Raw genomic sequence first — 16,554 nt, forward strand, 5'->3', positions numbered from 1 at the left:
CATGGGCGAACCGTCGCCCGACGGGCCGGGCAGCAGCGCGCCCGGCAGCACCGAACCCGCCCCCACCCCACTTCCGCGCCCGGCCGAAGGCGTCCCGCCCATCTCGGTGAGCGTGTACGAAATCGAGGCCGCGGCAGAGCGCCTGGACCGTGGGCGCGGGCCGTTCGCGGTGGACGCCGAGCGGGCGTCGGGTTTCCGCTACTCCAACCGGGCCTACCTGATCCAGATCCGCCGGGCGGGCTCCGGCACCGTGCTGATCGACCCGGTGAGCCACGGCCGCGACCCGCTGGAGGCGCTGCGGCCGGTGGCCGAGGTGCTGGGCACCGACGAATGGATCCTGCACTCGGCCGATCAGGACCTGCCCTGTTTGGCGGAGGTGGGCATGCGGCCGCCCGCGCTGTATGACACCGAGCTCGCGGGCCGCCTGGCCGGGTTCGAGCGCGTGAACCTGGCCACCATGGTCGAGCGGCTGCTGGGTTTCGGGCTGGCCAAGGGCCACGGCGCGGCGGACTGGTCCAAGCGCCCCCTGCCCGCCGAATGGCTCAATTACGCCGCGCTGGACGTGGAACTGCTCATCGAGCTGCGCGCGGCGATCGCGGAGGTCCTCGCCGGGCAGGGCAAAACCGATTGGGCCGCACAGGAATTCGACTACCTGCGGGACACGGGTTCGAAAGATCCGGGTGCCGCGGCGCGACGGGACCGGTGGCGACGAACGTCGGGAATCCATCGGGTGCGCGACAAGCGCGGCCTGGCCGCGGTGCGCGAATTGTGGTTGACGCGCGACCAGATCGCGCAGCGCCGCGACATCGCGCCGCGGCGCATCCTTCCGGACTCGGCCATCATCGACGCCGCGCTGGCCAACCCTACGACCGTCGAGGAACTGGTCGCCCTGCCCGTGTTCGGGGGGCGCAATCAACGCCGCAGCGCCGCGACGTGGCTGGCGGCGCTGGAGGCCGCGCGCCAGAACAAGAATCCGCCCGTGGACGCCGAACCGCCGAACGGGCCGCCGCCGCCGGCGCGGTGGAGCCGGCGCAAACCGGAGGCCGCCGCGCGGCTCGAGGCCGCGCGGGCGGCGCTGTCGGAGGTCTCCGAGCGGGTGCACGTCCCCACCGAGAACCTGGTCTCGCCGGACCTGGTGCGACGGCTGTGCTGGGACTGGGAGGCCGCGCCGGATCCGTTCGAGGCCGTCGAGGCGTTTCTGCGGGCCGGGCAGGCCCGGCCCTGGCAGCGGGAGTTGGTGGATCCCGTGCTGGCCCGGGCGCTGCAGGCGGAAGGCACCGAAAGCGCCGACTAGTCGAGGTGCTCCCGGATCTCGGCTTCCGCCTCGCTGCTGCCCAGGGCGGCGACCCACCCGGTGATGCGGCGTGCCACGTCCTGATCCGTCAGGGCCAGGTCGGCCAGCAGCTCGCCCCGGGAGGCGTGTTCGTAGAACCGCTGCGGCAGGCCGACGTCGCGGCACGGAACGTCGATCTCGGCGCGGCGCAGGGCGGCCGACACCGCAGAGCCCACGCCGCCGTTGACCCCGTTGTCCTCGCAGGTGACGACCAGTTTGTGCCGCGCCGCCAGGTCGAGCAGGTTGTCCGAGACCGGCAGCACCCAGCGCGGGTCGATGACCGTGACGCCGATCCCCTGATCCTGCAGTCGCTTGGCCACCGCCAGCGCCATCCGCGCGAACGCGCCGACGCCCACCAGCAGCACGTCGTGGTTGCATCCGCCGGCCGGGACCGCGAGCACGTCGACACCCGAGATGCCGGAACCACGGCGCTCGATCGCCGGGATGTCCTCGCCCACATCACCTTTGGGGAAGCGCAGCGCCGTCGGCCCGTCGTCGACCTCGAGCGCCTCACCGAGTTCCTCGCGCAACCGGGTGGCGTCGCGGGGGGCGGCCGCCCGCATGCCGGGCACGATGCCCAGCATCGACAGGTCCCACATGCCGTTGTGGCTGGCGCCGTCGGATCCGGTGATCCCGGCCCGGTCCAGCACCATGGTGACGGGCAGCCGGTGCAGCGCCACGTCCATCATGATCTGGTCGAAGGCGCGGTTGAGGAACGTCGAATAGATGGCCACCACCGGGTGCATCCCGCCCATGGCCAGGCCGGCCGCCGACGTCATGGCGTGCTGCTCGGCGATGCCGACGTCGAACAGGCGATCGGGAAACTGCTGCCCGAACGGCGTCAGCCCGGTGGGGCCGGGCATGGCCGCGGTGATGGCGACGATGTCGCGGCGCTTGCGGGCGTAGCCGATGAGCGCATCGGAGAAGGTCGCCGTCCAGCCCGGGCCGGGGACGCTGGTCGCCTGGCCGGTAAGGGGATCGATCACCCCGCAGGAATGCATCTGCTCGGCTTCGTCGTCCTCGGCGGGCGCGTAGCCCATCCCCTTGCGGGTCACCACGTGCACGATCACCGGGCGCCCGAAGCCGCGGGCGTGGCGCAGCGCGGCCTCCACCGCGCGTTCGTCGTGGCCGTCGACGGGGCCCACGTACTTCAGCCCCAGGTCGGTGAACAGCAGCTGCGGTGACAACGAGTCCTTGATGCCGGCCTTGACGCTGTGCATCACCCGGTAGGCGAGCCGGCCGACCAGCGGCAGCGCCCGCAGCGCGTCGCGGCCCCTTTCCAGGGCCTGCTCGTAGACCGGTTGCAGCCGCAGCGTGGCGAGATGGTCGGCCACGCCGCCGATCGTCGGGGCGTAGCTGCGCCCGTTGTCGTTGACGACGATGATCACCGGGCGGCCCGACGCGGCGATGTTGTTCAGCGCCTCCCAGCACATGCCACCGGTCAGCGCCCCGTCGCCGACCACCGCGACCACGTGCCGGTTGCGGTGCCCGCTCAGCTCGAAGGCCTTGGCCAGTCCGTCGGCGTAGGACAGCGCGGCGCTGGCGTGGCTGGACTCCACCCAGTCGTGTTCGCTCTCGGCGCGCGACGGATACCCGGACAGCCCACCCTTTTTGCGGAGGGTTTCGAACTCGTGGGAACGTCCCGTCAGCATCTTGTGGACGTAGGCCTGATGGCCGGTGTCGAAGATGATCGGATCGTGCGGCGAGTCGAACACGCGGTGCAGCGCGAGCGTCAGTTCGACCACGCCGAGATTGGGCCCGAGATGTCCGCCGGTGGCAGCGACCTTGTGAATCAGGAACTCGCGAATCTCGGCGGCCAATTCGCGGAGCTGATGCGCAGAAAGGTGCTGCAGATCAGCGGGCCCGCGGATCTGTTCCAGCATCCCGTCAGTCTACGCAGCCACACGCGCCGGTTTGGTAGCGTCAATGCGCGGTGAGCCGGGAAGCCTGGTCGGCACTTCTACTTCCGACCCAGGAGCACGCCATGAGCATCGAGGCCGCCGCACCATCCACTCCCCGCGGACGTATCGTCGCAGTGTGCGTGCCGAGCAGATCGCCGAGGACTTCCCCGTCGTCAGCATCGACGCGGACGCGCTGGAAGCCGCCCGGATGCTGGCCGAGCACCGGCTGCCCGGGCTGTTGGTCACCGACGGTTCGGGGCGCCCTTACGCGGTGCTGCCCGCCTCCCAGGTCGTCCGCTTCATCGTGCCGCGTTACGTGCAGGACGACCCGTCGCTGGCCGGCGTGCTCAACGAATCGACCGCCGACCGCTGCGCGGAAAAATTGAGCGGCAAGAAGGTGCGCGACGTGTTGCCCGACCACCTGGTCGACGTGCCCCCGGCCCACGCCGACGACACCATCATCGAAGTGGCCGCGCTCATGGCGCGACTGCGCAGCCCGCTCGTCGCGGTGGTCAAAGACGGCGGACTGGTCGGGGTGATCACGGCATCGCGGGTGCTCGCCGCCGCGCTGAAAACCTGATGCCCCAGGCACATCGATGAGCTTCATCGCGATCCTGGTCTTCGTGGTCGCCTATGTCCTGATCGCCAGCGACCGCGTCAACAAGACATTCGTGGCCCTCGCCGGCGCCGCGATCGTGGTCACCCTGCCGATCATCCGATCCGACGACGTCTTCTACTCACACGAAACCGGAATCGATTGGGACGTCATCTTTTTGCTGCTCGGCATGATGATCATCGTCAGCGTGCTGCGGCAGACCGGCGTGTTCGAGTACGTGGCGATCTGGTCGGCCAAACGCGCCCGCGGCTCGCCGTTGCGCGTCATGATCCTGCTGGCCCTGGTGACCGCGATCGCCTCGGCCCTGCTCGACAACGTCACCACCGTGTTGCTGGTCGCCCCGGTGACGCTGTTGGTGTGCGAACGACTGGCGATCAACGCGGCGCCCTTTTTGATGGCCGAGGTGTTCGCATCGAATGTCGGCGGCGCGGCAACGTTGGTGGGCGATCCGCCCAACATCATCATCGCCAGCAGGGCCGGTCTGACGTTCAACGACTTTCTCGTTCATCTGGCGCCGATCGTGGTCATCGTCCTCGCCGTCCTGATGGTGTTGTTGCCGCGCCTTTTTCCCGGGGCGTTCAGCGTCGACCCCGATCGGGTTGCCGACGTGATGTCGCTGGAGGAAAAGGAGGCCATCCGCGACCCCCGGCTGCTCGTCACGTGCGGGATCGTCTTGCTGGCGGTGTTCACCGCGTTCATCGCGCACTCGCCGCTGCATATGGAACCCTCCATGGTGGCGCTGCTGGGCGCCGGGATCCTGGTCGTGGCGTCACGACTCAAGCCGTCCGATTACCTGTCCAGCGTGGAGTGGGACACGCTGCTGTTCTTCGCCGGCCTGTTCATCATGGTCGGCGCGCTGGTGAAGACGGGAGTCGTCAAAGAGCTTGCCCGCGTGCTGATCTCCGCCAGCGGAGGAAACACCCTGGCCGCGACGATGATCATCCTGGTCGCGTCGGCCGTCATCAGCGGGGTCGTGGACAACGTCCCCTACGCCGCGACGATGGCGCCGGTGGTGGCCGACCTGGTGCCCGCCCTGACCGATCACGCCAACCCCGGCGCCCTGTGGTGGTCACTCGCGCTGGGCACGGACTTCGGCGGCAACCTGACCGCCATCGGCGCCAGCGCCAACATCGTCATGCTCGGGATCGCCCACCGCTCCGACAACCCCATCTCCTTCTGGGAATTCACCCGCAAGGGCGCGCTCGTCACCGCCGTCTCCATCGCGCTGGCCGCGCTGTATGTGTGGCTGCGGTATTTCGCGATGGCCTAGGCGCCGGACTAATCGCCACGCGTCAGCAGCGAGACGCATTCGACGTGGTGGGTCAACGGGAACGCGTCGAACACCTTGATCTTCTCGACGGCGTAGCCGTGGCCGAGATAGATACCGATATCGCGCGCGAAAGACGCCGCCTCACAACCGATGTGCACCACACGCGGGACACCGGCCGCGGCGAGCAGATCGATGATCTCGCGCCCGGCGCCCGCCCGCGGTGGGTCAAGCACCGCCACATCTGCGGTTGAGGCGCCTTCCCGCTGGGCCGCCAGCGCGCGGCGCACCGAGTCGGTGACGATCTGCACCTGGCTCAGATCGGCCAGCGCGCTCCGGGCGGCCCGCGTCGACCCGCGCGAGGTGTCCACGCTGAGCACCCGCCCCGAGGCCCCCACGGCCTCGCCGAGCGCGGCGGCGAAAACGCCTGCGCCACCGTAGAGATCCCAGGCGCTCATGCCGGTGCCGGCGGCCGCCCAGTCGGCGACCAGGGCGCTGTAGGTCGCCGCGGCGTCGCGGTGCGCCTGCCAAAAGGCGGTCACCGGCACCTGCCAGGTGCGCCCTGCCACCCGCTGCACCGCCTCGTAGCGGCCCTCCATCACCTTGGTCGCCGTGCGTCTGCCCTGCCGCAGGGTGCGCACCACGTGGCGCGCGCCGTCGTCGTCGACGGCCATGTGCAGCTGGGCGGCCGGCGGCCACTCGGTCTCGGCGATCCCGTCGAGCATGCCGTCGGGCAGCTGCGCGCAACGCAGGTCGGTCACCAAATCGTCGCTGTGGTAACGGTGAAAGCCCGGTCGATGGTCGGCGCCCACGTCGAGGCGGACGCGGGTGCGCCAGCCCGTGGGTCGCGACGACAGCGGTTCGGCCTCCCCGCTCCAGCGATGCCCACCGAGGCGCTCCAGCTGATTGGCCACCACCTCGGCCTTGAGCGCGCGCGCCACCTCGGGGGCGGCGAACGCCAGGTCGCAGCAGCCGGCGCCGCCGACCCCGGCGATCGGGCACAGCGACGCCGTGCGGCCGTCCGCCGGCTCGACGACCTCGACAACCTCCGCGTGCCAATAGGATCCGCGGTCCGCGGTCACCCGCACCCGCACCCGCTCACCGGGCAGCGCGTACCGGACGAACACCACCCGGCCTTCGTGGTGCGCCACGCAGCTGCCGCCGTTGGCCGGGGCGCCGGTGGTCAACGTCAGCTCCCCCACCGCGGGCGACACCCCGCGCGGTGGGCGGGTCGATTCGCGGGTCAATCGAAAATACCCCGACGAGCGTCGCCCGGCGCCACGTGCGGCTGCAACGTCTTGCGCCGTTCGGACGAACTCAGTTGCCACGGAACCGAAGTCACCATGACGCCGGGCATGAACAGCAGCCGCCCCTTGAGCCGCAGCGCGCTCTGATTGTGCAGCACCTGCTCCCACCAGTGCCCCACCACATACTCCGGGATGAACACCGTGACCACGGTGCGGGGCGACTCCTCCCGGGCCCGCTTGACGTATTCCAGTACGGGGCGGGTGATTTCGCGATACGGCGAGGCGATGACCTTGAGCGGAACGCTGATATCGCTCGCCTCCCACTTGCGCACCAGCTCGCGGGTTTCCGCGTCGTCGACGCTGACCGTCACCGCCTCGAGAACGTCGGGGCGGGTGGCCCTCGCGTAGGCCAGCGCGCGCCGCGTCGGCAGGTGCAGCTTCGACACCAGCACCACGGCGTGGTTGCGGCTGGGCAACACCGCGTCCTCCTCGTCCTCGGCCTGCTGCGCCAATTCGCGGTTCACGGTGTTGTAGTGCCGGTGGATCATCTTCATCATGCCGAACAGCAGGCTCATCGCGAACAGCGCGATCCACGCCCCGGCGACGAACTTGGTGACCAGCACCACCAGCAAAACCGCACCGGTGGAAAGCAATCCGACCGTGTTGACCACCCGCGAGCGCATCATCTTGCGCCGTACCCCGGGATCGGTCTCGGTGCGCAGCAACCGGGTCCAGTGCCGCACCATGCCGATCTGGCTCAGCGTGAACGAAATGAACACGCCCACGATGTAGAGCTGAATCAACGCGGTGACCTCGCCGCGGAACGCCACGATCGCCAGCACGGCCACCCCGGACAGGAACAGGATTCCGTTGGAGAACGCCAACCGGTCTCCGCGGGTGTGCAATTGGCGCGGAAGGTAGCTGTGCTGGGCCAGGATCGAACCGAGCACCGGGAATCCGTTGAACGCGGTGTTGGCCGCGAGCACCAGGATGAGGGCGGTCACCGTGGCGATCAGCAGGAACCCGAGGTGAAAGCCGCCGAACACCGCCTGCGCCAGTTGGGTGACCAGGGTCTTTTGGTAGTACCCCTTCGGGGTTCCGCTCAGCTGGGTCGCGGGATCCTCGACGAGCTGAACGCCGATCTTCTGCGCCAGCACGATGATGCCCATCAGCAGCGTCACCGCGATTGCGCCCAACATCAGCAGGGTCGTGGCCGCGTTGCGCGACTTGGGTTTCTGAAATGCCGGCACCCCGTTGCTGATCGCCTCGACACCCGTAAGCGCCGCACACCCCGAGGAGAACGACCGCGCCACCAAGAACGCCAACGCGAAACCGACGACCTGGCCGTGTTCGGCGTGCATCTGGAAACCGGCGGACTCCGCCCGCAAGGGATCACCCAGCACGAAGATCCGGAACAGGCCCCAGCCGATCATGACGAGGACCCCGATGATGAACGCATACGTCGGGATGGCGAACGCCACCCCGGATTCGCGCACCCCGCGCAGGTTCAGCGCCATCACCAGCAGAATGGAGGCCACACAGAAGAACACCTTGTGTTCGGCCACGATCGGGATGGCCGAGCCGATGTTCGCCATCGCCGACGCCGTCGAAACCGCCACGGTCAGAACGTAATCCACCATCAGCGCGCTCGCCACGACGAGGCCCGCCGTCTCGCCCAGGTTGGTGGTGACCACCTCGTAATCGCCGCCACCCGAGGGGTAGGCGTGGACGTTCTGCCGGTAGCTGGCCACCACCACCAACATGACCGCCGCCACGGCGAGCCCGATCCACGGCGTCAGCGCGTACGCCGAGACCCCCGCCACCGAGAGCATGAGGAAGACCTCCTCGGGCGCATACGCCACCGAGGACAACGCGTCGGAGGCGAACACCGGCAAGGCGATCCGCTTGGGCAGCAGGGTGTGGCTGAGCCGGTCGCTGCGAAACGGCCGGCCGATAAGCAACCGACGAGTGGCGGTTGAAAGTTTGGACACGAGAGCCAAGAGTAAGCCCAGACGCCTCTGACGGTAGCGTTCGTGGACGAGAATGTTCGCCGACCGAAACGGCTTGCCCACGTGCGTTGCCGACGAAGGGCGCAGGACGCGGCCGAGAGGACCACAAGTGCGAGTAGTAGTGATGGGCTGCGGCCGTGTCGGCTCCTCGGTCGCCGACGGGCTGTCCCGCATCGGTCACGACGTGGCCGTCATCGACCGCGACAGCACCGCCTTCAACCGGCTCAGCCCCGAATACGCCGGCGAGCGGGTCCTGGGGCAGGGATTCGACCGAGATGTACTGCTGAGGGCCGGTATCGAAGAGGCGGACGCGTTCGCCGCGGTGTCCTCCGGTGACAACTCCAACATCATCTCCGCGCGCCTGGCGCGGGAGACGTTCGGCGTCAAGCGGGTCGTGGCCCGCATCTACGACGCCAAGCGCGCCGAGGTCTACGAGCGCCTAGGCATCCCGACCATCGCGACCGTGCCCTGGACCACCGACCGCCTGCTCAATGCCCTCCTGCGGGAGACCGAGACGGCCAAGTGGCGCGACCCGACCGGCACGGTCGCCGTCTCCGAGGTCGTCCTGCACGAGGACTGGATCGGCCACCGGGTCACCGATCTCGAGCAGGCCACCGGCGCGCGGGTCGCCTTCCTGATCAGGTTCGGGGCCGGCGTCCTGCCCGAGCCGAAGTCGGTGATCCAGGCCGGCGACCAGGTCTATGTCGCGGCGATATCCGGGCGCGCCGCCGAGGCGGTCGCCATCGCCGCGCTACCGCCGAGCGAAGACCTGTGATGAATTCGGGACCGGCTGTGAGGGGACGGCGCATATGAAGGTAGCGGTTGCCGGTGCCGGTGCGGTCGGTCGCTCGGTCACGCGGGAACTCATCGGCAACGGCCACGACGTGACGTTGATCGAGCGCAACCCCGACCACGTCGACGTCGACGCCATCCCGGCCGCGCACTGGCGCCTGGGCGATGCGTGCGAGTTGACGCTGCTGGAATCGGTGCACATGCAGGAGTTCGACGTGGTGGTGGCCGCCACCGGCGATGACAAGGCCAACGTCGTGCTAAGCCTCTTGGCCAAAACCGAATTCGCGGTGCCCCGGGTGGTGGCCCGGGTCAACGACCCGCGCAACGAGTGGCTGTTCACCGACGCCTGGGGCGTCGACGTCGCGGTGTCGACACCGCGCATGCTGGCGTCGCTCATCGAGGAGGCCGTCGCCGTCGGCGATCTGGTGCGGCTGATGGAGTTCCGCAAGGGGCAGGCCAACCTCGTCGAGATCACCCTGCCCGATGACACGCCGTGGGGCGGCAAGCCGGTGCGCAAACTGCAGCTGCCGCGCGACACCTCGCTGGTGACGATCCTGCGCGGCCCGCGGGTCATCGTGCCCGAGGAGGACGAGCCGCTCGAAGGCGGCGACGAGCTGCTGTTCGTCGCCGTCGCCGAGGCCGAAGAGGACCTGCAGAAGCTGCTGTTGGGCTAGTCGCCGACGCTACGGGGTGCCAGCTCGGCGCCCGCCGCGATGGCCCGTTGCGCCGACTTGATCGCCGCGTAGGTCGCCAGCGCGGCCAGCACGGTCAGTGGCCAGCCCATCCCGATCCGCGCGGCCGCCAGCCACCCGGTCCGATCGGCGTCGTAGAGCAGCCCCTGGACCACGAAGCGGGAGGTGAACACCAGTACCCAGCCCAGTGAGGCGATGTCGAACGCAAGGACGGCCCTTGGAACGCTGCGCCAGCCGTCCCCGCGGCCGGTGGCCCAGCTCCACGCGTAGCCCACCAGCGGCCGGCGGATCGCCACCGACGCCGCGACCACCACCGCCCACACCAGCGACATCCAGATGCCCAGCAGGAAATAGCCCTTGGACTCCCCCAGCACGTAGGCGATCAGCGCGCACAGCGCCACGCCGAAGAACCCGGACAACGCCGGTTGTGGGGAATCCCGCCGGATCAGCCGCCACAGCAAGACCAGCGCGGCCACCCCCAGCGCGGCCGCGATCGCCGGGACCAGTCCCGACACGCTCGAGACGATCACGAAGACGACCACCGGGAGCGACGAGTAGATGACGCCACTGACGCCGCCTGCCTGCGCCAGCAGGCGCTCGGGGCTGATGCGACTAGTGGTTTGTTCCGATGAGCCCGGCTCCCGGGCGGGCGGGGTGGCCCCGCCCAATCCTTCCGGGACGGTCACCGTTGAATTTCGTAGTGCGGGTTGTAGATCGCCTTGGTTCCGTTCTCGAGCTTGCCGAGGCGGCCCCGCACGCGCAGGGTCCGGCCCGAGTCGATGCCCGGGATGCGGCGCTGGCCCAGCCACACGAGCGTGACGGTGTCGCTGCCGTCGAACAATTCCGCGCGAACCCCGCCGGCGCAGGCCCTGCCGTTGCATTCCACGCTGCGTAGCGTGCCGACCATCGTGACCTCCTGGCCACGTTCGCAATCGATAGCCCGTTGCGCGCCGGTGCTGGCGACTTCGTCGGACAGTTCCTCAGAGTCGCGTTGCTCCGGATCCTCCGTCAACCGACGGGTCAGCCGGCGCAGATACCCTTGGGCCCCCATGGCCACTCCTGACGATAAAAGCTTCGATGCTTCCTCTATGCCAACGGACACCGTAGACCTCTTGGTTCCCCAGCGCCAACCGACTCAAACGTGATGTTGGACCGCAGGTCAACGCCGTGCACTATCGAGGGGTGGTGGTCGATCTGAACGGTGTGACGACCGTGTTATTGCCCGGAACCGGCTCCGACGACGACTACGTTCAGCGGGCGTTTTCGGGCCCGCTGGCCCACGTCGGCGCGGTATTGGTGAACCCGCCGCCGCGTCCCGACCGGCTGATCGACGGCTACCTGGCGGCGCTGGATGCCGCGGCGTGCGAAGGTCCGATCGCCGTCGGCGGCGTGTCGATCGGCGCGGCGGTCGCGGCGGCCTGGGCGCTGGCCCATCCGGACCGGACGGTCGCGGTGCTGGCCGCGCTGCCGGCGTGGGCGGGGGCGCCCGGTGAGGCGCCGGCCGCCCTCGCGGCGCGGTACTCGGCCTCCCGGCTGCGCGCCGACGGCCTGGCGGCGACGACGACCCAGATGCGGGCGTCCAGCCCCCCGTGGCTGGCCGACGAGCTGACCCGCTCCTGGGGCGCCCAGTGGCCGCACCTTCCGGACGCCATGGAGGAGGCGGCCGCCTACGTCGCGCCGAGCTGCGACGAGCTGGCCGGGCTGGCCGCGCCGCTGGCGGTGGCGGCCGCGGTCGACGATCCGATCCATCCGCTGCAGGCCGGCCTCGACTGGGTCGCCGCGGCGCCGCGCGCGGCGCTGCGCACGGTGACGCTGGATCAGATCGGCGCGGATCCCGCCGCCCTGGGCGCGGCCTGCCTGGCGGCGCTGGCCGAGCTGGGCTAGCCGGGGTCTCAGCCGCCGGTGGTGGTGCGCAGCTGTTGCATCGCCGACCCGTCGGCGCTGCGGCGCGCGGCCGGCTGGTCGGCGGGGGCCTGCTGGTCCTCGGATTGCTGCGCATCCGCTTGTTGGGCGGCCTGTTGCGCCGCGGCGGCTTCGCGCAGCTGTTGCGCCATCGGCTCGGGCAGCTGCACGGCCAGCGGTGTGCGCACCGGCAGGGGCGTGTCGCCGCGCCGAACCACGGTGTCGGCCAACGCCGCTCGCGCCTCCTGCTCGAGCGCCTCCATCGTCTCGTGGGCGCCGTTGATGACGCAGCGGATCATCCAGCGGTAGCCGTCGACGCCGATGAAGCGCACCACGCCGGTGGCGGTGCCGACCACCTCGCGCCCCCACGGCCCGTCCTTGATGCTGACCTGGGCGGAGTCGTTGCGCAGCGACTCGGCGAGCTCGCCGGCCACCTCACGCCACAGCCCACCCGTCTTGGGCGCCGCGTAGGCGGCGATGGTGAAACGACCGTTGGGCGTAACGACCCAGACCGCGCTCGGGACACCGGTTTCGGTCAACTCGACCTGCAGCTGGCCGGCCTCGGGCATGGGGATCAGCACCGAGCCCAGGTCGAGCCGGGCCAGCTCGGCGACGGCGGGATCGTCGAAGTCCTCGATGTCGAACGGGCCCTCGAGTTCCTCGGCGGCGGGCTCGTCGGCGCCCGGCGTCACGGCCTCGTCCGCCCGGGCGTCCGCGGCCGAAGCGCTGTCGTCCTTGCGTGAGCGTTTACCGAATGCAGCCATCAGCGCCGCTCCTTTTCATCGCTTCGCCCTGCTCGCCGGCGCATCACAGACTCGCGTGTCCGCCGGAGGAACCGTGACCACCGTCGCCACGGGACGTTTCGGCCAGCCCGGCCTCGTCGAACGACGACACCTCGACCAGCTCCACCAACTCGACCCGCTGCACCAGCAGCTGGGCGATGCGGTCGCCGCGATGCACCACGATCGGCTCGGCCGGATCGAGGTTGATCAGCGCGACCTTGATCTCGCCGCGGTAGCCCGCGTCGATGGTACCGGGACTGTTGACGATCGAAAGCCCAACGCGCGCAGCCAATCCCGACCGAGGATGGACCAGCCCGACCATGCCGAACGGGATGGCGACCGCCACGCCCGTGCGCACCAGGGCGCGCCGCCCGGGCTCGAGCTTGACGTCCTCGGCGCTGTAGAGATCGATCCCGGCGTCGCCTTCGTGGGCGCGGGCGGGCAGCGGAAGCTCGGGGTCAAGGCGGACGATGGCCAGACTGGTCGACACGGGGCCACAGACTACCCTTGACTGCGTGTCCGACACCCGCGTCGCGCCGCACAACGTGCGGTATCGCGAACGATTGTGGGTTCCGTGGTGGTGGTGGCCACCGGCCCTCGCGCTCGCCGGCATCCTCGCGTTCGAGTTCAACATGGGCGTCACCCGCCACTCCTCGTGGTGGCCGTACGCGGCACTGTTCGCGGTGGCGGCCGCGGCGCTGTTGTGGCTGGGGCGCGTCGAGATCCGGGTCACCGCCAACCCCTGCGCGCCGGGGGAAGTGGAACTGTGGGCGGGCCCCGCGCACCTGCCGGTCACCGCGATCGCCCGGTCCGCACAGGTAGCGCCCTCGGCCAAATCCGCCGCGTTGGGCCGCCAGCTCGACCCGGCGGCCTACGTGCTGCACAGGGCGTGGGTGGCGCCGATGATCCTGATCGTCCTCGACGACCCGGACGACCCGACGCCGTACTGGCTGGTGAGTTGCCGTCACCCGGAACGGGTGCTGTCGGCCCTGACAACGTAGCGGCAGCTATCAGGCCGCGCAGTCGGTACAGATCATCACGCCGTTCTTCTCGCTGGCCAGCCGACTGCGGTGTTGCACCAGAAAGCAACTCGAGCAGGTGAACTCGTCAGCCTGCTTCGGAACGACACGGACCGAAAGTTCTTCACCGGACAGGTCGGCGCCGGGCAGTTCGAAATTCTCAGCGGATTCAGATTCGTCGACATCGACGACGGCCGAGGCCGCCTCGTTCCGTCGCGCTTTGAGCTCCTCCAGCGAGTCCTCCGAAACGTCGTCCGTCTCGGTGCGCCGTGGAGCGTCATAATCGGTAGGCATATCTATTCCCCTGCCCTATTGCCTCTGCTTGCCTCTGCATGCCCTCGTAAATCTCAAGCATCGCTTTGTACCAGCGTCGAACGCATCCACCAAATGATTCGTGCCCGTATCGCGGCCCATTAAGGTGTGATTTACCTCACACACCCATTTTCATCCTTGCGCTCGCTTCTGAACAGTGGGTTTGGGGTGCGACTAGAGTGCAGCTGTGGTCACGCAAATCACCGAGGGTACAGCTTTTGACAAGCATGGTCGGCCCTTCCGGCGGCGCAACCCCAAGCCCGCGATCGTCGTGGTGATTTTGCTCGCAGTGGCCACCGCGGTCGTCTGGACCGTGGCGCTGACCCGGCCCGCCAAGGTGCACGAGGCGGTGGTGTGCAATCCCCCGCCGCAGGCGACCGGTTCGGCGTCGGCGCAGCTCGGTGAGCAGGTGTCGCGCAGCGCCATGATGGACGTCGCGCCCGCCAAACTCGCCGACACCAAGGTCCGCGTCCTCAACGCCAGCGGCCGGGGCGGGCAGGCCGGCGACGTCGCCGGGGCGATGAAAGACCTCGGCTTCGCGCAGCCGACCGCCGCCAACGACCCGCTCTACGCCGGCACCCGGCTCGCCTGCCAAGGCCAAATCCGTTTCGGCACCGCCGGACAGGCCACCGCCGCGGCGGTGTGGCTGGTGGCGCCGTGCACCGAACTGTTCAACGACAGCCGCGCCGACGACTCCGTCGACCTCGCCTTGGGAACCGACTTCAGCGCGTTGGCCCACAACGACGACATCGACGCCGTGCTCGCCACCCTGCGGCCCGGCGCGACCGAGCCGTCAGATCCCACGCTGCTGGCCAAGATTCACGCCAGCAGCTGCTGAGGCGCTCAATCCAGGATCGGATCCAGGCCGTTGAACCGCTCCAGGACGGCCAGCAGCTCGTCGGCGATCCCGGGGGCGGCGGCCAGCACCAATCCCGCCCCGGTGGCGTCGTGCGCCGGCAGCACCACCCGGGCCCCCGCCTCGGCGGCGATCAGCGCGCCCGCGGCGCGGTCCCACACCTTCAGGCCGTGCTCGTAGTAGGCGTCCAGCCGGCCCGAGGCCACCATGCACAGATCCAGCGCCGCCGAGCCGATGCGGCGAACGTCGCGGACCACCGGCAGCATGCGCGCCAACAACGCCGCCTGCGCCGCGCGGCGCTGCCGCGAATAGCCGAAACCGGTGCCCAGCAACGCCATTGACACGTCCTCGACCGCCGCGCACTGCAAGGGCTGAGTCCCTTGGCCGTCGCTGACGTGCGCGCCGAGGCCGCTGGCCGCCGAGTACACCCGGTCGGCGACGACGTCGGCGACCGCCCCGGCCACCGACTCGCCGTTGACCTGCGCGGCGACCGACACCGCGTAGGCGGGAACGCCGTAAACGAAATTCACTGTGCCGTCGATGGGATCGAGCACCCAGGTCACCGATCCGGGCGGGGTGCCCGCCGGGTCGGTCGGTCCGCCGCCCTCCTCGCCGAGAATGGGGTCCCCAGGCCGCAATTCGGCCAGCCGGTCCCGCAACAGGCGCTCGGTCTCGGTGTCGACCACCGTCACCGGATCGGTCGGGGTGCTCTTGGTCCGCACCGCGCCGCTGTCGGGGCCTGTCACGCCGGCCGGCTCGGCGCCGAATACCTCGGCGCGCCGGCGCCGCACGAACGCGGCGGCCTCCGTGGCCACGGTTTCGGCCACTGAACGCAGCCGCACGAGCTCGTCATCGGATTGGATCACCGGTCTATCGCATCACAGTCGGCGCGGGCGCGCAGACACCGCGGGCTGCCGGCGTCGCGGCGTTAAGGTGAGCGGACAGCCCCGTCACGCCGAGGAGATTCGATGACCAGCACCGACTCGACCACGGACACGCCCGGCGCAGCACCGGCCGACGGCACACATGAACGCCGCGGCTTCGGCATCGACGTCGGCGGCAGCGGCATCAAGGGCGGCATCGTCGACATGGACACGGGGTTGTTGATCGGCGAACGGGTCAAACTGCTGACCCCGCAACCCGCGACGCCGTCGGCGGTCGCCAAGACCATCGCCGCGGTCGTCAACGAATTCGGGTGGACCGGGCCCCTCGGCGTGACCTACCCCGGGGTGGTCACGCACGGTGTGGTGCAAACCGCCGCCAACGTGGACAAGTCCTGGATCGGGGTCAACGCCCGCGACATCATCAGCGCCGAGCTGGACGGTCAGGACGTGACGGTCCTCAACGATGCCGACGCGGCCGGGCTGGCCGAGGAGCACTACGGGGCGGGCAGGAATCAGACGGGCCTGGTGATTCTCTTGACGTTCGGCACCGGTATCGGCTCGGCGGTCATCCACAACGGCACGCTGATCCCCAACACCGAATTCGGGCACTTGGAGGTCGGCGGCAAGGAAGCCGAGAAACAAGCCGCCTCCTCGGTGAAGGAAAAGAAGGGCTGGTCCTACGAAAAATGGACCAAACACGTCACCGAGGTGCTGGTGAGCATCGAGAACGCGATGTGGCCGGACCTGTTCATCGCCGGGGGCGGGATCAGCCGCAAGGCCGACAAGTGGCTGCCGCTGCTCGAAAACCGCACCCCGGTGGTGGCCGCGGCCCTGCTCAACACGGCCGGGATCGTCGGCGCGGCGATGGCCGCCACCTCGGACGTGACCCACTGAATTTCGCCCGGCACAGCTGTAGTACCGCGCACTGTCGTTACAATGGTC

At 69.6% G+C, this 16,554-nt stretch carries 18 protein-coding genes; 9 read left to right on the forward strand and 9 right to left on the reverse strand.

Annotated elements, in window-relative coordinates:
* Position 1: 1 nt before the first annotated feature.
* The gene (locus tag OCU_RS41520; protein ID WP_009955814.1) at positions 2 to 1,294 is read left to right on the forward strand and encodes a ribonuclease D; all 1,293 of its coding nucleotides are present in this window, start codon (positions 2 to 4) and stop codon (positions 1,292 to 1,294) included.
* On the opposite strand, the gene dxs is transcribed toward OCU_RS41520, so the two are convergent.
* Positions 1,291 to 3,216 (reverse strand): 1-deoxy-D-xylulose-5-phosphate synthase, encoded by a 1,926-nt coding sequence (dxs, locus tag OCU_RS41525; protein ID WP_009955812.1) that lies wholly within the window; start codon positions 3,214 to 3,216, stop codon positions 1,291 to 1,293. The two genes, OCU_RS41520 and dxs, sit on opposite strands and share 4 nt — an antisense overlap.
* Positions 3,217 to 3,370: 154 nt before the next feature.
* Between dxs and OCU_RS41530 the strand changes: the two genes are divergently transcribed.
* Together OCU_RS41530 and OCU_RS41535 are read left to right on the forward strand one after the other, a co-directional pair.
* Positions 3,371 to 3,814 (forward strand): CBS domain-containing protein, encoded by a 444-nt coding sequence (locus OCU_RS41530; RefSeq protein ID WP_008258518.1) that lies wholly within the window; start codon positions 3,371 to 3,373, stop codon positions 3,812 to 3,814.
* Positions 3,815 to 3,830: 16 nt separating this feature from the next.
* A complete protein-coding gene (locus OCU_RS41535; protein WP_009955811.1) occupies positions 3,831 to 5,120 on the forward strand; it encodes an ArsB/NhaD family transporter in 1,290 nt (429 codons plus the stop codon).
* Between the two features lie 8 nt (positions 5,121 to 5,128).
* Here OCU_RS41535 and OCU_RS41540 read toward each other — a convergent pair whose 3' ends face one another.
* Positions 5,129 to 6,331, reverse strand: coding sequence for a class I SAM-dependent RNA methyltransferase (locus OCU_RS41540; protein ID WP_014380584.1), 1,203 nt, complete (start codon positions 6,329 to 6,331; stop codon positions 5,129 to 5,131).
* Positions 6,332 to 6,360: 29 nt separating this feature from the next.
* The gene (locus tag OCU_RS41545) at positions 6,361 to 8,355 is read right to left on the reverse strand and encodes an APC family permease (RefSeq protein ID WP_009955810.1); all 1,995 of its coding nucleotides are present in this window, start codon (positions 8,353 to 8,355) and stop codon (positions 6,361 to 6,363) included.
* Between the two features lie 127 nt (positions 8,356 to 8,482).
* On the opposite strand from OCU_RS41545, the gene OCU_RS41550 reads away from it, so the two are divergent.
* Together OCU_RS41550 and OCU_RS41555 are read left to right on the forward strand one after the other, a co-directional pair.
* Positions 8,483 to 9,148 carry a potassium channel family protein gene (locus tag OCU_RS41550; protein WP_008258523.1) on the forward strand — a complete coding sequence of 222 codons (666 nt, stop codon included), beginning with the start codon at positions 8,483 to 8,485 and terminating at the stop codon, positions 9,146 to 9,148.
* 34 nt (positions 9,149 to 9,182) lie between these two features.
* Positions 9,183 to 9,839, forward strand: coding sequence for a potassium channel family protein (locus OCU_RS41555; protein WP_008258524.1), 657 nt, complete (start codon positions 9,183 to 9,185; stop codon positions 9,837 to 9,839).
* Here the strand turns inward: OCU_RS41555 and OCU_RS41560 are convergent.
* Together OCU_RS41560 and OCU_RS41565 are read right to left on the reverse strand one after the other, a co-directional pair.
* Positions 9,836 to 10,525: a DUF3159 domain-containing protein gene (locus tag OCU_RS41560; RefSeq protein WP_009955806.1), complete on the reverse strand. Its 690-nt coding sequence runs from the start codon at positions 10,523 to 10,525 to the stop codon at positions 9,836 to 9,838. The genes OCU_RS41555 and OCU_RS41560 overlap by 4 nt on opposite strands.
* A 14-nt stretch (positions 10,526 to 10,539) precedes the next feature.
* Entirely contained in the window at positions 10,540 to 10,908 is a 369-nt protein-coding gene (locus OCU_RS41565; protein WP_003875251.1) for an OB-fold nucleic acid binding domain-containing protein, read from the reverse strand.
* 131 nt (positions 10,909 to 11,039) lie between these two features.
* On the opposite strand from OCU_RS41565, the gene OCU_RS41570 reads away from it, so the two are divergent.
* On the forward strand, positions 11,040 to 11,741 hold the full coding sequence (locus OCU_RS41570) for a hypothetical protein (RefSeq protein WP_014380588.1): 702 nt from the start codon (positions 11,040 to 11,042) through the stop codon (positions 11,739 to 11,741).
* A gap of 8 nt (positions 11,742 to 11,749) precedes the next feature.
* Here OCU_RS41570 and OCU_RS41575 read toward each other — a convergent pair whose 3' ends face one another.
* Both OCU_RS41575 and dut read right to left on the reverse strand, forming a co-directional pair.
* Positions 11,750 to 12,523: a DUF3710 domain-containing protein gene (locus OCU_RS41575; RefSeq protein ID WP_008258541.1), complete on the reverse strand. Its 774-nt coding sequence runs from the start codon at positions 12,521 to 12,523 to the stop codon at positions 11,750 to 11,752.
* A 43-nt stretch (positions 12,524 to 12,566) separates the two neighbouring features.
* Positions 12,567 to 13,031, reverse strand: a complete 465-nt coding sequence (dut, locus tag OCU_RS41580) for a dUTP diphosphatase (RefSeq protein WP_008258542.1) — start codon at positions 13,029 to 13,031, stop codon at positions 12,567 to 12,569.
* 25 nt (positions 13,032 to 13,056) lie between these two features.
* Between dut and OCU_RS41585 the strand changes: the two genes are divergently transcribed.
* Positions 13,057 to 13,542: a DUF3093 domain-containing protein gene (locus OCU_RS41585; RefSeq protein ID WP_014380589.1), complete on the forward strand. Its 486-nt coding sequence runs from the start codon at positions 13,057 to 13,059 to the stop codon at positions 13,540 to 13,542.
* A gap of 9 nt (positions 13,543 to 13,551) precedes the next feature.
* Here the strand turns inward: OCU_RS41585 and OCU_RS41590 are convergent, their stop codons facing one another.
* Positions 13,552 to 13,854 carry a DUF4193 domain-containing protein gene (locus OCU_RS41590; RefSeq protein WP_008258544.1) on the reverse strand — a complete coding sequence of 101 codons (303 nt, stop codon included), beginning with the start codon at positions 13,852 to 13,854 and terminating at the stop codon, positions 13,552 to 13,554.
* Between the two features lie 205 nt (positions 13,855 to 14,059).
* Here OCU_RS41590 and cei point away from each other — a divergent pair, with 205 nt between their 5' ends.
* On the forward strand, positions 14,060 to 14,710 hold the full coding sequence (gene cei, locus OCU_RS41595; RefSeq protein WP_008258545.1) for an envelope integrity protein Cei: 651 nt from the start codon (positions 14,060 to 14,062) through the stop codon (positions 14,708 to 14,710).
* A 5-nt stretch (positions 14,711 to 14,715) separates the two neighbouring features.
* Here cei and OCU_RS41600 read toward each other — a convergent pair whose 3' ends face one another.
* On the reverse strand, positions 14,716 to 15,594 hold the full coding sequence (locus OCU_RS41600) for an inositol monophosphatase family protein (RefSeq protein WP_014380590.1): 879 nt from the start codon (positions 15,592 to 15,594) through the stop codon (positions 14,716 to 14,718).
* 102 nt (positions 15,595 to 15,696) lie between these two features.
* On the opposite strand from OCU_RS41600, the gene ppgK reads away from it, so the two are divergent.
* Positions 15,697 to 16,506: a polyphosphate--glucose phosphotransferase gene (gene ppgK / locus OCU_RS41605; RefSeq protein ID WP_008258547.1), complete on the forward strand. Its 810-nt coding sequence runs from the start codon at positions 15,697 to 15,699 to the stop codon at positions 16,504 to 16,506.
* The last annotated feature ends 48 nt before the right edge of the window (positions 16,507 to 16,554 follow it).

It is taken from the genome of Mycobacterium intracellulare ATCC 13950, assembly GCF_000277125.1.
In the GTDB taxonomy this organism is placed as follows: domain Bacteria; phylum Actinomycetota; class Actinomycetes; order Mycobacteriales; family Mycobacteriaceae; genus Mycobacterium; species Mycobacterium intracellulare.

What these genes read in the sequence shown, in the direction of transcription:
- OCU_RS41535 (WP_009955811.1), top strand. Translation starts at nt 3,831, where the DNA reads ATGAGCTTCATCGCGATCCTGGTCTTCGTGGTCGCCTATGTCCTGATC.
- OCU_RS41520 (WP_009955814.1), top strand. Translation starts at nt 2, where the DNA reads ATGGGCGAACCGTCGCCCGACGGGCCGGGCAGCAGCGCGCCCGGCAGC.
- dxs (WP_009955812.1), bottom strand. Translation starts at nt 3,216, where the DNA reads ATGCTGGAACAGATCCGCGGGCCCGCTGATCTGCAGCACCTTTCTGCG.
- OCU_RS41575 (WP_008258541.1), bottom strand. Translation starts at nt 12,523, where the DNA reads ATGGCTGCATTCGGTAAACGCTCACGCAAGGACGACAGCGCTTCGGCC.
- OCU_RS41555 (WP_008258524.1), top strand. Translation starts at nt 9,183, where the DNA reads ATGAAGGTAGCGGTTGCCGGTGCCGGTGCGGTCGGTCGCTCGGTCACG.
- OCU_RS41590 (WP_008258544.1), bottom strand. Translation starts at nt 13,854, where the DNA reads ATGCCTACCGATTATGACGCTCCACGGCGCACCGAGACGGACGACGTT.
- OCU_RS41565 (WP_003875251.1), bottom strand. Translation starts at nt 10,908, where the DNA reads ATGGGGGCCCAAGGGTATCTGCGCCGGCTGACCCGTCGGTTGACGGAG.
- ppgK (WP_008258547.1), top strand. Translation starts at nt 15,697, where the DNA reads ATGACCAGCACCGACTCGACCACGGACACGCCCGGCGCAGCACCGGCC.